The following is a 13,677-nucleotide window of genomic DNA, read 5'->3' as shown; positions in this document are numbered from 1 at the left end:
ATGGCTATCTGGCTGACCAAGGACTCCAAGGTCATCGTGCAGGGGATGACCGGTTCCGAGGGTTCCAAGCACACCCGGCGGATGCTCGCCGCCGGCACCAACGTGGTCGGCGGCGTGAACCCGCGCAAGGCCGGCACCACTGTCGACTTCGACGGCACCGAGCTGCCGGTCTTCGCGTCCGTCGCGGACGCGATGAAGTCCACCGGTGCCGACGTCACCGTCATCTTCGTGCCGCCGCAGTTCACCAAGGCCGCCGTGGTCGAGGCGATCGACGCCGGCATCGACCTGGCCGTGGTGATCACCGAGGGCGTGCCGGTGCACGACACCGCCGCGTTCTGGGCGTACAACAAGGCCAAGGGCGAGCGCACCCGGATCATCGGCCCGAACTGCCCGGGCATCGCCTCGCCGGGCGCGTCGAACGCCGGCATCATCCCGGCCGACATCACCGGCTCCGGCCGGATCGGTCTGGTCAGCAAGAGCGGCACGCTGACCTACCAGATGATGTACGAGCTGCGCGACATCGGCTTCTCCACCTGCGTCGGCATCGGCGGTGACCCGATCATCGGCACCACCCACATCGACGCCCTGGCCGCCTTCGAGGCGGACCCGGAGACCGACGCGATCGTCATGATCGGTGAGATCGGTGGCGACGCCGAGGAGCGGGCGGCCGAGTTCATCAAGGCCAACGTCACCAAGCCGGTGGTCGGCTACATCGCCGGCTTCACCGCCCCGCCCGGCAAGACCATGGGTCACGCCGGCGCGATCATCTCGGGCTCGGCGGGCACCGCCGACGCCAAGAAGGCGGCGCTGGAGGCGGTGGGCGTCAAGGTCGGCAAGACCCCGACCGAGACCGCCAACCTGATGCGGGAGCTCATGTCCGGCCGCTGAGCGGCCGAGCGACACGCCGAGAGGGCCGATCGGGCAACCGGTCGGCCCTCTCGCGTTCAGCGGTACCAGTACGGGTAGTACGAGTTGCCCCGGGCGCGCACGATGGCGCTGGCGACGATGTTGATCACACCGAAGGCGATGCCCAGCCAGCCCAGCAACTGCGACCTGCCGTTGCGCCGGGCGTCGCGGATCGACAGCGCGCCGAAGACGATGCCCAGGATGCCGCAGCAGAACAGGCCGAAGACGATGCCGAGGACGCCCCAGAGCGTGGTCCGGTCCCGGCCGACGGCCGGTGGCGGCGGGGGCGGCGGATACGGAGCGTGCACGGCTTCCTCCGAGCGGTCGGCACCGCGACGGGAACGGTCGCGTCTGAGGCCGAGGCTAGACCGGATCAGCGCCGCCGGGGCCGGGGTTCGGCGAACTCGCCAGGCAACCGGCCCGGTATCGGACTGCCGTCCTTCCCGCGGCGTGCCAGAGTAGACACGATGTCACGCGTCACCCCTGACCAGCCCCGCCGTCCGGCCACCGGTCCCCCCGCCGGCGCCCGGCCGCCCGGCCGTGCCCGCCCGGCCGCGCGCGTGCCCGCGCCCCGATCGGGTACCGAGCCCCGCAGCCGGGCCCCGCTGCCGGTCGCCGCCGGGGTGGCCGCGCTCTGGGCGGCGCTGACCTCCTGGCTGCCGGTCTCCGCCGTGCTGGGCCTCGCCCAGCTCAGCGAGGACGCCGGATCGCTCGGCGGCGCGCTCCGCGCCGGCCTGGCCGGCTGGCTGCTCGGCCACGGGGTGCCGCTGCAGACCACCGCCGGTCCGCTCGGCCTGGCGCCGCTCGCGCTCAGCGCGCTCGCCGTCTGGCGGCTCACCCGCGCCGGGGTGCACGTCAGCCGGGCCGTCGGCGCGCGCGGCGCGGGCTCACCGCGCCAGGCGCTCACCGTCGCGGTCGCCGTCGGCATCGCGTACGCGCTGCTCGGCGCACTCGCCGCGTTCGCCGTCGACGCCGGCGGCCTGCGGGTCTCTCCGGTCACCGCCGCGCTCACGTTCGCCGCGTTCGGCGTGTCCGCCGCCCTGGTCGGCGCGCTGCGCACCACAGGTGTCTGGGCGGTGCTGGTCGAGCGCTGCCCACCGCCGGTGCGCGACGGTCTGCGTACCGGACTGGTGGCGGCGCTGCTGCTGTGCGGCGCGGGTGCCGGTGCGGCCGGGCTGGCGGTGGCCACCGGTGGCGGCGACGCGGCCGACATGATCGGGGCGTACCGGACCGGGGTGGCCGGTCAGGCAGGCATCACCCTGGTCAGCCTCGCCTACGCGCCGAACGCGACCGCCTGGTCGGCGAGCTATCTGCTCGGTCCCGGGTTCGCGGTCGGCACCGACACCGCCGTCCGTACGAGCGAGGTCTCCGTGGGTGCGCTGCCGGCCGTACCGCTGCTGGCCGGCCTGCCGCGGGGCCCGATGGACGGGCTGGGTGGCGCGCTGCTCGCAGTGCCGGTGCTGGCCGCGATGGCGGCCGGCTGGCTGCTGGCCCGGCGGCTGCTGCGCGCGGCGGCCGAGGAACGGGCCGAGGTGGGCTGGCCGGCGCTGCTGCTGCCGGCCGCGCTCGCCGGACCGGTCGCGGGCGCGCTGCTGGGGCTGTTCGCGGCGGCCTCCGGCGGGTCGCTCGGCGGTGGCCGGTTGGCCGAGGTCGGGCCGTCACCGTGGGCGGTGGCCGCGGTGGCCACGCTCGTGATCGGGGTGGGCGCGGTACTCGGCGCCGCCGCCACCCGCACGCTGACCCGCACCCGTTGACCCGCACCCGCTGACGCGCCGCCTCCGGGGCCCGGAGACGCGTCAGGGGCGCCCACCGGAAGGTGGACGCCCCTGGACGACTGACGATCAGGGCTGGGCGGGCAGGCTGACGTTTGCGACGATGCCCAGGATGATCAGGATGATGCCCAGGCCGGCGCCGATCGCGCCGCAGATCAGACCGGTCTTGGCCTGACCGTCGTTGTTGGCGAGCCCCTGCGCGGCCTTCTGGCGGCCCAGGTAGCCGGTGACCGCCGCCGCGATACCCAGCGGGATGCCGAGGTAGAAGCAGCAGACCATCGGGATCGAGGCGATACCGAGGATCATGGACACGAGGCCCAGCGTGTTGTTCGGGGCCTGGCCCGCCCCGGCCGGGTAGCCGGCACCCGGGTACTGCGGCGCGGCACCGTACGGCTGCTGCTGCGCGTACGGGTCCTGGCCGTAGGCGGGCTGACCCGAGGTGGGCTGGCCGTACGGCTGGCCCGAGGTGGGCTGCTGGCCGTACTGCGGCTGCTGCCCGTACTGCGGCTGCTGCCCGTACTGGGGCTGCTGGCCGTACTGCGGGGCCTGCGGCGGCTGGGCGTACGGGTCGTGCGGCTGAGCGTTCGGGTCCTGGTTCGGCTGCTGGCCGTACGGGTCCTGTCCGGGGTAACCGGGCTGCATGTCTGGGTGCTCCTCAGATCGGTTCGGGTTGTCCGTCAGTTTGTGCTGCTGCCGCCGACGAGACCAGCCAGGCCGCCGAAGAGGCAACACACCACGATGAGGCCGATCCAGACCAGGCCGACGATGAGGGCCCACTTGGACCACTTCTTGGACTCGGCCGCGGCGGCCTGCGCGCCGGCGTAGTCACCCTGCTGGATCAGCGGGTTGACCTTCGACGCGTTGATGATGGCCGGGATCGCGAGCGGCCAGAACAGGAAGATCGCGACGATGGACATCGTCATGTTGTTGTCGATCTGCTGCGGCTGCTGCGGGGGGTATCCGGGCTGCATGGAGGTACTCCTCGGTCCGACGGCACGCGGCGTGCCGGATTCTTCGTGGGGGTGCGGGCCGGGCGCGAGGCCGGACACCGGGCGACCGGCAGCGTACCGCGATCACGCCACCCGGGAGGTCAACCGATGAGCCGCCGCCCCGCGGCCGGGCCGCCTGACCTGCCCGATAGGGTTGCCCGGTGACCGAGCCCGCGTCCGTCGCCCGCCTCGTCGTCCTCGTCTCCGGTTCCGGCAGCAACCTCCAGGCGCTGCTGGACGCCACCGCCGACCCCGGGTACGGCGCCCGGGTGGTCGCGGTCGGCGCCGACCGGGACGGGATCGCCGGCCTGGACCGGGCCGCCGCCGCGGGCGTGCCGTCCTTCGTCGAGCGGGTCAAGGACCACCCCACCCGCGCCGACTGGGACAAGGCGCTCACCGCGCAGGTCGCCGAGCACCGGCCCGACCTGGTCATCAGCGCCGGGTTCCTCAAGCTGGTCGGCCCGGAGTTCCTGGCCGCGTTCGGCGACCGCTATCTCAACACGCACAACACGCTGCTGCCGGCGTTCCCCGGCATCCACGGCCCCCGCGACGCGCTGGCGTACGGCGTGAAGGTCACCGGGGCCACCCTGTTCTTCGTCGACGCGGGCATGGACACCGGCCCGATCGTGGCCCAGGTCGCCGTGCCGGTGCAGGACGACGACGACGAGGACACGCTCACCGAGCGCATCAAGTCCGCCGAGCGGCGCCAGCTCGTCGAGCAGGTCGGCCGCCTGGTCCGTGAAGGTTGGACGATCACCGGCAGAAAGGTCACCATCCCGTGAACGCCACTGAGGACGCCGGCCGCCGCCCGATCCGGCGCGCGCTGGTCAGCGTCTACGACAAGACCGGCCTCGCCGAGCTGGCCCGCGCCCTGCACGAGGCCGGCGTGGAGATCGTGTCGACCGGGAGCACCGCGTCGACGATCGCCGGCGCCGGGGTGCCGGTGACGCCGGTCGAGCAGGTCACCGGCTTCCCGGAGATCCTCGACGGGCGGGTCAAGACGCTGCACCCGAAGATCCACGGCGGCCTCCTCGCCGACCTGCGCAAGGACGCGCACGCCGCCCAGCTCGACGAGCACGGCATCGCCGGCATCGACCTGCTGGTCTCCAACCTGTACCCGTTCCAGGCCACCGTCGCCTCCGGCGCCGGCACCGACGAGTGCGTCGAGCAGATCGACATCGGCGGCCCGGCGATGGTGCGGGCCGCGGCGAAGAACCACGCCTCGGTGGCGGTGGTGACCGACCCGGCCGCGTACCCGGCGGTGGTGGCGGCGCTCGCCGAGGGCGGCTTCACGCCGGCCCGGCGCCGGGCGCTGGCGGCCCGCGCGTTCGCCGACATCGCCGACTACGACGTCGCGGTGGCCGACTGGTTCGCCACCACCGTGTCGCCGGCCGAGGACGGCTGGCCGGAGTTCGCCGGGCTGGCGCTGCGCCGCCAGGCGGTGCTGCGGTACGGCGAGAACCCGCACCAGGCGGCGGCGCTCTACACCGATCCGGGCGCGCCGGCCGGGCTGGCCCAGGCCGAGCAGCTGCACGGCAAGGAGATGTCCTACAACAACTACGTCGACGCGGACGCCGCCTGGCGTGCCGCCAACGACTTCCCGGACCAGCCGGCGGTGGCGATCATCAAGCACGCCAACCCGTGCGGCATCGCCGTCGGCGCCGACGTGGCCGAGGCGCACCGCAAGGCGCACGCCTGCGACCCGGTCTCCGCGTTCGGCGGCGTGATCGCGGTGAACCGGCCGGTCGACGCGGCGATGGCCGGCCAGGTCGCGGAGATCTTCACCGAGGTGCTGGTGGCGCCCGGCTTCGACGAGGACGCGCTGGAGCTGCTGCGGGCCAAGAAGAACCTCCGCCTGCTGCGGGCGCCCGAGTTCGCCGTACGACCCGCCGAGTGGCGGCAGGTCAGCGGCGGCGTGCTGGTGCAGACGCGGGACGCCGTCGACGCGCCGGGCGACGACCCGTCCGGCTGGACGCTCGCGACCGGCGACCCGGCCGACGAGGCGACGCTGCGCGACCTTGCGTTCGCCTGGCGGGCGGTCCGCGCGGTCAAGAGCAACGCGATCCTGCTGGCCCGCGAGGGTGCCACCGTCGGTGTCGGCATGGGACAGGTGAACCGGGTGGACTCGGCGCGGCTGGCGGTCAGCCGGGCCGGTGACGAGCGGGCCCGCGGCTCGGTCTGCGCCTCGGACGCGTTCTTCCCGTTCGCCGACGGCCCGCAGATCCTCATCGACGCCGGGGTCCGGGCGATCGTGCAGCCGGGCGGCTCGATCCGGGACGAGGAGACCATCGCGGCCTGCAAGGCGGCCGGCGTGACCATGTACCTCACCGGCACCCGGCACTTCTTCCACTGACGAGTCCGGCCGTGACCGTCCGGGTGTGTCAGTCGTCCACACGACTGGCGCACCCGGACGCCGGGCCGTTGCCCGCCGCGGGAGGCGGTTGCTAGCGTGTGCGCGGCGACGATCGAGCGTCTCCGCTGTCTGTGAGCCCGGCAGGTGTGCCATGCGCGTTCGCGACCGGTTGACCGCCGTCGTCGTCACGCTGGCATTCGTCCTGGCCGGACTCGGAGCGGCAGCCGCACCCGCCGTCGTCGCACCGGCCGCCGCCGCGCCGGCCACTGCCTCCACGAGCGGGACGAGCCCGGCCGCGCTGCGTACCGCGTACCCCGGAATCTCCTGGTCGGAGCTTGCCGCCGGGCCGTGGCACGACCACAGCGACGGCCTCGGCTACGCCGACGGGCCGGACGACCTGACCCCGGCCGCGCTCCCGCGCGTGGCCGGCCCGGCCGTGCCGGAGCCCGTCGTACCAGCGCCCCGGCCGCAGGTCGTGCCGCTGCCGCCGTGCGGCCCGCTCGCCGCGCGCGCCCCGCCGGCCGCCTGAGCCGCACCGAACCCGCAGCCCGCACCGGGACGCGCGCTCGCGCCGCACCGGACACCGCCGCGTCGACCCGGCGGTCTCCGCCGCGAGCTGCCGTCCGCCGGTACGGCGGCGCGCCTCACGCCGCCGGGCCGCCTCGGGTTCGTCCCGGGTCCGCCGTCCGCACGCGTGCCCGCATCGGAGGCCCCGCCCCCTCTTCCTCCGGGGGACGGGGCCTTCGTCACGCTCACGCCTCGGTGCGCACCTCGGCGAAGTGGCAGGCGCTGGGGTGCGGGTCCGCCGCGCGGGGTACCGCCTGCGGGTCCTGCGTCGCGCAGACCTCCTCGGCCTTCCAGCAGCGGGTCCGGAAGTGGCAGCCGGACGGCGGCTCGGCCGGGCTGGGCACGTCGCCGGTGAGCCGGATGATGGTCCGCCGGTCGCGGGCCTCCGGGTCGGGCACCGGCACCGCGGACAGCAGCGCCTGGGTGTACGGGTGGGTCGCGCGCTGGTAGATCTGCTCCTCGGTGCCGATCTCCACGATCCGGCCCAGGTACATCACCGCGACCCGGTCGGAGATGTGCCGCACCACGGACAGGTCGTGGGCGATGAAGATGTACGACAGCCCCAGCTCGTCCTGGAGCTGTTCGAGCAGGTTGATCACCTGGGCCTGGATGGACACGTCCAGGGCCGACACCGGCTCGTCGCAGACGATGATCTCGGGCCGCAGCGCGAGCGCCCGGGCGATGCCGATGCGCTGCCGCTGACCGCCGGAGAACTGGTGTGGGTAGCGGTTGACGTGCTCCGGGTTGAGCCCGACCACGTCCAGCAGCTCCTGCACCCGCTGCCGCCGGCTGCGCTTCGGTGCCGCCTCCGGGTGGATCTCGAACGGCTCGCCGATGATGTCGCCGACGGTCATGCGCGGGTTCAGCGAGGTGTACGGGTCCTGCATCACCATCTGCATGTTCCGCCGCAGCCGGCGCAGGTCGGCACCGGTGGCCCGGAGCAGGTCGCGCCCCTCCAGCGTGACCCGCCCGGCGGTGGGCGTCTCCAGGCGCATGAGCAGCCGGGCCAGCGTGGACTTGCCGCACCCGGACTCGCCGACCACGCCGAGCGTCTCACCGCGCCGCAGCTCGAACGAGACGCCGTCGACCGCCTTGACCTGGCCGATGGTCTTCTTGAACAGCACGCCCTGGCTGATCGGGAAGTGCTTGACCAGGTGGTCGACGGCGAGGATCGTCTCGCCGCGCACCTTGGCGGGTTCAGCCGTCGCGGTCATCGTGCACCTCCTGGGCGAAGTGGCACGCGCTGGTCCGCCCGTCGGCGAGCACCAGGTCGTGCGGCACCTCGTCCACACAGACCGGCTGGACGTACGGGCACCGGGGGTGGAACGGGCAGCCGGACGGGATCGCCATCAGGTTCGGCGGCAGGCCGCGGATGCTGGACAACGCCTGGCCGCGCACGTCCAGGCGCGGGATCGACTCCAGCAACCCCTTCGTGTACGGGTGGGCGGGCGCCCGGTACAGCGCGTGCACGTCGGCGTGCTCGACGATCCGGCCCGCGTACATGACCGCGATCCGGTCCGCCACACCGGCGACCACGCCCAGGTCGTGGGTGATGAGGACGAGCGCCATGCCGAGGTCCCGCCGCAGGTCGGCCAGGAGGTCCATGATCTGGGCCTGCACGGTGACGTCCAGCGCCGTGGTCGGTTCGTCGGCGATCAGGACCTTCGGGTCGAGCGCCAGCGCCATCGCGATCATGACGCGTTGCCGCATGCCGCCGGAGAACTGGTGCGGGTGGTCGCCGAGCCGCTTCGCCGCGGCCGGGATCCGGACCAGGTCCATCAGCTCGACGGTGCGCCTGCGCGCGTCGGCCCGCGACATCCCGGCCCGCTCGCGCAGCGACTCGCCGATCTGCCAGCCGACCGGGAAGACCGGGTTCAACGCCGACAGCGCGTCCTGGAAGATCATCGCGATCTCGGCGCCGCGGATCTGCCGGCGCTCCTCCTCCGGCCGGGTGAGCAGGTCCCGCCCCTGGTAGAGGATCTGCCCGGCGCGCACGTACGCGGGCGGGGTGTCCAGGATGCCCATGATCGCCTGAGCGGTGACGGACTTGCCGGAGCCGGACTCGCCCAGCACCGCGAGCGTCTCACCGGCGTCCAGGTGGTACGTCACCCCGTTGATCACGCGGGCCACGCCCTCCCGGGTGCGGAACTCGACGTGCAGGTCCCGTACCTCCAGCAGGTGCCCGCCGGGCGGGGTGGGTGAGGCCGGCGTGGGCCGGACCGACGACTGGGTCATGGGTTGTCACCGCAGCTTCGGGTCGAAGGCGTCGCGGATCGCGTCGCCGAGCATGATGAAGGCGAGCACGGTCAGGGCGAGGAACGTCGACGGCACGATCAACGGCGTCGCCGACTCACGCATGTGCACCCGGCCGGCGTCGATGTCGATGCCCCAGGAGATGGTCGGTGCCTTCAGGCCGATGCCGAGGAAGCTCAACGTCGCCTCGGCCGCGATGAACGACCCGAGCGCGATGGTGAGCACCACGATGGCCGGGGCGAGCGCGTTCGGCAGGATGTGCCGCCACATGATCCGGCCGTTGCCGGCCCCGAGCATCCGGGCCGCCGCCACGTAGTCCTGCTCCCGGGCGGTGATCACCGAGGAGCGGACCACCCGGGCCGCGGTGGTCCAGCCGAGCAGCGCCAGGACGAGGATCACCGCGAACAGGCGTACCGTCTCGCCGCTCGTGCTGACGCGCTTGAGCAGCACGATCGCGGCGAGCAGCAGCGGGATGCCGAGCACGATGTCGATCACCCGGGACAGCACCGCGTCGACCCACCCGCCGAAGTAGCCGGCGACCATGCCGACGACGAGGGCGATCACGCCGGTGATCAGCGCGGAGAACGCGCCCACGAGCAGCGAGGCGCGGGCGCCGTAGACCGCGCGGGCGAACGTGTCGCAGCCCTGGAAGTCGTACCCGAAGATCGCCCCGCCGGACGGCCCGGCGTGCTGCCGCGACAGCACGCAGTCGCGTGGGTCGTTGGCGGCGAACAGCCCTGGTGCCACCGCCATCGCGGCGACCAGCACCACCAAAAGCAGGCTGATCCAGAAGACCGGGTTGCGGCGCAGGTCCCGCCAGGCGTCACCGGCCAGGCTGCGGGCCCGGTCCGGCCGCCCGGCCCGGCCGGGTGTGCCCGGTTCGCCGGAGACACCGCGCCGTGCGGCCTGGTTCTCCGTCGCCGCCACCGTCTCGAAGTCACTCATAGCGGATCCTCGGGTCGAGTACGGCGTAGAGCACGTCCACCACCAGGTTGGACAGCAGGTAGACCACGACGAGCACGCTCACGATGCCGACCACCAGGGGGCCGTCCTCGGTGCGGATGCCGCGGAACAGGTTGAAGCCGACGCCCGGGACGTTGAACACGCCCTCGGTGATGATCGCGCCGCCCATCAGGTTGCCCAGCTCGACGCCGAGGAAGGTGACCACCGGGATGAGCGAGTTGCGCAGCACGTGCACGCCGACGATCCGGCGTCGCCGCAGGCCCTTGGACCGGGCGGTCCGGACGTAGTCGGCGCGCAGGTTCTCGGTCACCGAGGTGCGGGTCAGCCGCAGCGCGGTGGCCAGGGACAGCGAGCCGAGCACGATGCCGGGCAGCAGCAGCGCGTAGAAGGACGGCTGGGCGCCGGCCGTGGGCGGGAAGACCGGCCACCGGACGCCGAGGAAGTACTGCGCCAGCGGCGCGAGCACGATGGTGGGGATGCCGAGCACCAGCAGCGTGAGCACGAGCGTGGCGTGGTCGAACACGCCGGAGCGCCGGATCGCCGCGATCACGCCGGCGGTGACTCCGAAGATCACCGTCACGGCCATCGCGATGACGGCGAGCTTCACGGTGACCGGCCAGGCGGCGGCGAGGATGTCGCTGATCTGCCGCCCGGTCAGCGACTGCCCGAGGTCACCCTGGACCAGACCGCCCAGGTAGTCGAAGTAGCGGTAGAAGAAGCCGCCGACACCCGTCGCGTCCAGGTGGTACTTCTCGGTCAGGTAGGCCCGCTGCGCGGCGGTCACCGGCCGCTCCCCGGCGAGGGCCTGGATCGGGTCTCCCTGCCCGGCGAACATCAGCGCGTACACGATCAGCGTGGTCCCGAAGAAGGCGAGGACCATCTGGAGCAGCCGCCGCAGGATGAACCGGAACATGCTGGCAAGTCTGCCGAAAGCGGCCGAAATGCGTGCCAATGCGAGGGCCGGGCCACCCGGTGGGGGTGACCCGGCCCGTCAGCGGGGTGTCAGGCGCGTTCGATCTTCAGCAGGTCCACCCGGTCGAAGAGGTCCACGTGGACGTTCTTGACCTTGGTCGAGTGGCCGAAGTTGTTCTGCCCGTACCGGAGCGGGATTACCGGCATGTCCTGCGCGAGCAGGTCCTCCGCCGCCTGGTACTTCTTGATCGCCTCGTCCTCGGTCGCCGCGCGGGCGCCCTCGGCGAGCAGCTTGTCGAACTCCGGGTTGCTGTAGCCGTAGTAGTTCGACGAGCCGGTGCTGCTGTACAGCGGGCCGAGGTAGTTCTCCATGGACGGGTAGTCCATGACCCAGCCCATCCGGAACAGGCCGACCGGCTGCTTCTGCTTGACCTTGGTCAGCAGGTCCGCGAACTTCGGCTCGGCGGTGCCCACGCAGTCCACGCCCAGGTTGGCCTTGAGCTGGTTGCAGGTGGCGTCGATCCAGTCCTTGTGGCCGCCGTCGCCGTTGTAGGACAGCTCGATCTTCTTCGGGCCGCCCGCGGCCTCGTACATGGCCTTGGCCTTGACCGGATCGAACGCGCCCGCCGTACCGATGGTGTTCTCCCGGTAACCGGCGACCACCGGCGAGACGAACGAGCGGGCCGGCTGCTGCGAGTCCTTGAAGATCGACTTGGTGATCTCGTCCCGGTCGATCGCCATCGAGATCGCCTTGCGCACCTCGGGCTTGCTGAACTCCTCCTGGAACGTCGGGAAGGCCAGCACCTGCAGCGACGAGGCCGGGCTCTGCTGGAAGCGGTCGCCCAGGTCGGTCGCGGCGGTCGACAGGTTCTCGGTCGGGATTGTCTTGATCACGTCGAGGTTGTCCGACAGCACGTCCGCGTACGCAGCGGTCGGCTGCTGGTAGATGCGGAACTCGACGCCGCCGACCTTGGGCTGCTGGCCCGGGAACGCGTCGTAGCGCTCCACCTCGACCTTGGCGTCGTGCTGCCAGCTGCCCTTCATCTTGAACGGGCCCTGGCCGATCGGCGCCTGCTCGTAGCCTTCGGCGAGCACGCCCGGCGCGGAGAAGGCCGCCTTGGGCAGCGGGTAGAAGGCGGTGTAGCCGAGCATGGACTTGAAGTCCACGTACGGCTGGCTGAGCGTCACGGTGAAGGTCAGGTCGTCTACCTTCTTCAGCCCGCTCATCGTCGTCGCCTTCGGGCTCTCGCCCTGGAGGTCGTCGTAGCCGGCCACCTTCTCGAAGAAGTAGCTGGAGTTCTGGCCGTTCGGCGCGTACGCGCCGTAGTTCCAGGCGTCGATGTAGTTGTCGGCGATGACCTTCTCGCCGTTGTGGAACGTGTAGCCGGGCTTCAGCTTGATCGTCCAGACCTTGTTGTCGGACGTCGTCACCTCCTCGGCGGCCACCTCGTGCGGCTTGTTCGCCTCGTCGTAGTCGACGAGCGGGCTGAACAGGGCCGACAGGACCTGGGAGCCGCTCGTCTCGTTGGTGTTTGTCGGCACGAGGTGCTGCGGCTCGGCGATCTCGATCCGCACGGCCGCGTCGGAGTCGCCGGCACCGCCGCCGCCACCGCCCGAGCCGCAGGCCGTCAGGCCCAGCGTCACCGCGAGCGGGAGCGCGGCCCAGGCCGCGAGCCTACGAACACGCATTGGGGGTCTCCTCATCTCCTCACGCTGCGCGGTCGTCCCGGCGCTGGGTGACTCTGCGCAACGAGCGGTAACGGTAGGTCGCGATCCGGCTCGTCGACAACTAGTGCGTGGTCAACTGATGACGGATCGTGTTCGACGAGCCTTGTCGCTGCTGCCCGCGCGTGCTAAAACCCGCTTCTAACTGGTCTTTTATTCACCCTCAATGGTCCGATCGGGGCCCGGTCGAGCGCGTCTGCGACGTCCGGCCTGCCTGTCCGGTCCCTGCCTGTCCGGGTGTGTCCGGGCAGCCACGTCGCAATGGCTGGTCACTCTCCGTGATTCAGGGCACGTTGCGGAGCGTGATCGTCGGCTGTCGTCGTCCGGGCCTGCCCGCGGGCGTGAGACGATCACGGCGTGACGGCGACGATCCTGGACGGCAAGGCCACCGCGGCGGAGATCAAGGACGAGCTACGAGCCCGGGTCAAGGCGCTCGCGGAACGCGGCATCACCCCCGGCCTGGGCACCGTGCTGGTCGGGGAGGACCCCGGCTCCCAGGCGTACGTCAACGGAAAGCACCGCGACTGCGCCGAGGTCGGCATCGCCTCGCTGCGGGTCGCGTTGCCCGCAGACGCCACCCAGGAACAGCTCGACGCGGCGCTGGCCGAGCTGAACGCCGACCCGGCCTGCCACGGCTACATCGTCCAGCTGCCGCTCCCCGGTCACCTCGACACCCAGCGCGCGCTGGAGTCGATCGACCCGGACAAGGACGCCGACGGGCTGCACCCGGTCAACCTGGGCCGGCTCGTCCTCGGGTACGACGCGCCGCTGCCCTGCACCCCGCGCGGCATCGTGGAACTGCTGCGCCGGCACGACGTGCCGCTGCGCGGCGCGAACGTGGCTGTCGTCGGCCGGGGCAACACGGTCGGCCGCCCGCTGGGCCTGCTGCTCACCCGGCGCAGCGAGAACGCCACAGTGACGCTCTGCCACACCGGCACGCTCGACCTGGCCGCGCACACCCGCGCCGCCGACGTCGTCATCGTGGCTGCCGGCGTGCCCGGGCTGCTCACCGCCGACATGGTCAACCCGGGTGCGACGGTGGTGGACGTCGGCATCACACGGGTCATCGGTGAGGACGGCAAGGGCCGCTACACCGGCGACGTGGACCCGGAGGTGGCCGAGGTCGCCGGCAAGCTGGTGCCGATGCCCGGCGGCGTGGGTCCGATGACCCGGGCGATGCTGCTGACGAACGTGGTCGAACGGGCCGAGCGGGCGGGCTGACACCCACCCAGGTCAT

14 protein-coding genes are annotated in these 13,677 nt (G+C 72.4%); 6 read left to right on the top strand and 8 right to left on the bottom strand.

Annotation, left to right across the window (positions count from 1 at the left end; translation table 11 throughout):
- Window positions 1-888 carry a succinate--CoA ligase subunit alpha gene (sucD, locus tag O7611_RS24335; protein WP_194801350.1) on the top strand — a complete coding sequence of 296 codons (888 nt, stop codon included), beginning with the start codon at window positions 1-3 and terminating at the stop codon, window positions 886-888.
- Between the two features lie 56 nt (window positions 889-944).
- Here the strand turns inward: sucD and O7611_RS24330 are convergent, their stop codons facing one another.
- Window positions 945-1,214 carry a DUF4190 domain-containing protein gene (locus tag O7611_RS24330; protein WP_135241993.1) on the bottom strand — a complete coding sequence of 90 codons (270 nt, stop codon included), beginning with the start codon at window positions 1,212-1,214 and terminating at the stop codon, window positions 945-947.
- A gap of 159 nt (window positions 1,215-1,373) precedes the next feature.
- Here O7611_RS24330 and O7611_RS24325 point away from each other — a divergent pair, with 159 nt between their 5' ends.
- Window positions 1,374-2,660, top strand: coding sequence for a cell division protein PerM (locus O7611_RS24325; RefSeq protein WP_194801349.1), 1,287 nt, complete (start codon window positions 1,374-1,376; stop codon window positions 2,658-2,660).
- 87 nt (window positions 2,661-2,747) lie between these two features.
- Here the strand turns inward: O7611_RS24325 and O7611_RS24320 are convergent, their stop codons facing one another.
- Together O7611_RS24320 and O7611_RS24315 are read right to left on the bottom strand one after the other, a co-directional pair.
- The gene (locus O7611_RS24320; protein WP_194801348.1) at window positions 2,748-3,320 is read right to left on the bottom strand and encodes a DUF4190 domain-containing protein; all 573 of its coding nucleotides are present in this window, start codon (window positions 3,318-3,320) and stop codon (window positions 2,748-2,750) included.
- A 35-nt stretch (window positions 3,321-3,355) separates the two neighbouring features.
- Entirely contained in the window at window positions 3,356-3,649 is a 294-nt protein-coding gene (locus O7611_RS24315) for a CD225/dispanin family protein (protein ID WP_194801347.1), read from the bottom strand.
- Window positions 3,650-3,828: 179 nt separating this feature from the next.
- Here O7611_RS24315 and purN point away from each other — a divergent pair, with 179 nt between their 5' ends.
- From purN to O7611_RS24300, 3 genes are all read left to right on the top strand, one after another.
- Complete coding sequence (gene purN, locus O7611_RS24310) at window positions 3,829-4,449, top strand: phosphoribosylglycinamide formyltransferase (RefSeq protein WP_194801346.1); 621 nt, start codon at window positions 3,829-3,831, stop codon at window positions 4,447-4,449.
- Window positions 4,446-6,020, top strand: coding sequence for a bifunctional phosphoribosylaminoimidazolecarboxamide formyltransferase/IMP cyclohydrolase (gene purH / locus O7611_RS24305; protein ID WP_194801345.1), 1,575 nt, complete (start codon window positions 4,446-4,448; stop codon window positions 6,018-6,020). Before purN ends, purH begins: the two co-directional genes overlap by 4 nt.
- Window positions 6,021-6,171: 151 nt before the next feature.
- Window positions 6,172-6,549, top strand: a complete 378-nt coding sequence (locus O7611_RS24300) for a hypothetical protein (protein ID WP_194801344.1) — start codon at window positions 6,172-6,174, stop codon at window positions 6,547-6,549.
- A gap of 223 nt (window positions 6,550-6,772) precedes the next feature.
- Here the strand turns inward: O7611_RS24300 and O7611_RS24295 are convergent, their stop codons facing one another.
- The 5 genes from O7611_RS24295 to O7611_RS24275 form a co-directional block, all read right to left on the bottom strand.
- Window positions 6,773-7,801, bottom strand: a complete 1,029-nt coding sequence (locus O7611_RS24295; protein ID WP_194801343.1) for an ABC transporter ATP-binding protein — start codon at window positions 7,799-7,801, stop codon at window positions 6,773-6,775.
- Window positions 7,785-8,822, bottom strand: coding sequence for an ABC transporter ATP-binding protein (locus O7611_RS24290; RefSeq protein WP_194801342.1), 1,038 nt, complete (start codon window positions 8,820-8,822; stop codon window positions 7,785-7,787). Before O7611_RS24290 ends, O7611_RS24295 begins: the two co-directional genes overlap by 17 nt.
- A gap of 6 nt (window positions 8,823-8,828) precedes the next feature.
- Window positions 8,829-9,785, bottom strand: a complete 957-nt coding sequence (locus O7611_RS24285; RefSeq protein WP_187691290.1) for an ABC transporter permease — start codon at window positions 9,783-9,785, stop codon at window positions 8,829-8,831.
- Window positions 9,778-10,716, bottom strand: a complete 939-nt coding sequence (locus tag O7611_RS24280) for an ABC transporter permease (RefSeq protein ID WP_194801341.1) — start codon at window positions 10,714-10,716, stop codon at window positions 9,778-9,780. Before O7611_RS24280 ends, O7611_RS24285 begins: the two co-directional genes overlap by 8 nt.
- A gap of 89 nt (window positions 10,717-10,805) precedes the next feature.
- Entirely contained in the window at window positions 10,806-12,404 is a 1,599-nt protein-coding gene (locus O7611_RS24275; RefSeq protein ID WP_194801340.1) for a peptide ABC transporter substrate-binding protein, read from the bottom strand.
- 393 nt (window positions 12,405-12,797) lie between these two features.
- Here O7611_RS24275 and O7611_RS24270 point away from each other — a divergent pair, with 393 nt between their 5' ends.
- A complete protein-coding gene (locus O7611_RS24270) occupies window positions 12,798-13,661 on the top strand; it encodes a bifunctional methylenetetrahydrofolate dehydrogenase/methenyltetrahydrofolate cyclohydrolase (protein WP_194801339.1) in 864 nt (287 codons plus the stop codon).
- Window positions 13,662-13,677 lie beyond the last annotated feature (16 nt).

It is taken from the genome of Micromonospora sp. WMMC273, from assembly GCF_027460285.1.
In the GTDB taxonomy this organism is placed as follows: Bacteria; Actinomycetota; Actinomycetes; order Mycobacteriales; family Micromonosporaceae; genus Micromonospora; species Micromonospora aurantiaca.
This window is presented reverse-complemented; position numbering and strand designations above follow the sequence as displayed.

Coding starts and splice junctions, on each gene's coding strand:
- O7611_RS24280 (WP_194801341.1), bottom strand. CDS start 10,716: ATGTTCCGGTTCATCCTGCGGCGGCTGCTCCAGATGGTCCTCGCCTTC.
- O7611_RS24320 (WP_194801348.1), bottom strand. CDS start 3,320: ATGCAGCCCGGTTACCCCGGACAGGACCCGTACGGCCAGCAGCCGAAC.
- O7611_RS24325 (WP_194801349.1), top strand. CDS start 1,374: ATGTCACGCGTCACCCCTGACCAGCCCCGCCGTCCGGCCACCGGTCCC.
- O7611_RS24315 (WP_194801347.1), bottom strand. CDS start 3,649: ATGCAGCCCGGATACCCCCCGCAGCAGCCGCAGCAGATCGACAACAAC.
- O7611_RS24285 (WP_187691290.1), bottom strand. CDS start 9,785: ATGAGTGACTTCGAGACGGTGGCGGCGACGGAGAACCAGGCCGCACGG.
- O7611_RS24300 (WP_194801344.1), top strand. CDS start 6,172: ATGCGCGTTCGCGACCGGTTGACCGCCGTCGTCGTCACGCTGGCATTC.
- O7611_RS24290 (WP_194801342.1), bottom strand. CDS start 8,822: ATGACCCAGTCGTCGGTCCGGCCCACGCCGGCCTCACCCACCCCGCCC.
- O7611_RS24275 (WP_194801340.1), bottom strand. CDS start 12,404: ATGCGTGTTCGTAGGCTCGCGGCCTGGGCCGCGCTCCCGCTCGCGGTG.
- O7611_RS24295 (WP_194801343.1), bottom strand. CDS start 7,801: ATGACCGCGACGGCTGAACCCGCCAAGGTGCGCGGCGAGACGATCCTC.
- sucD (WP_194801350.1), top strand. CDS start 1: ATGGCTATCTGGCTGACCAAGGACTCCAAGGTCATCGTGCAGGGGATG.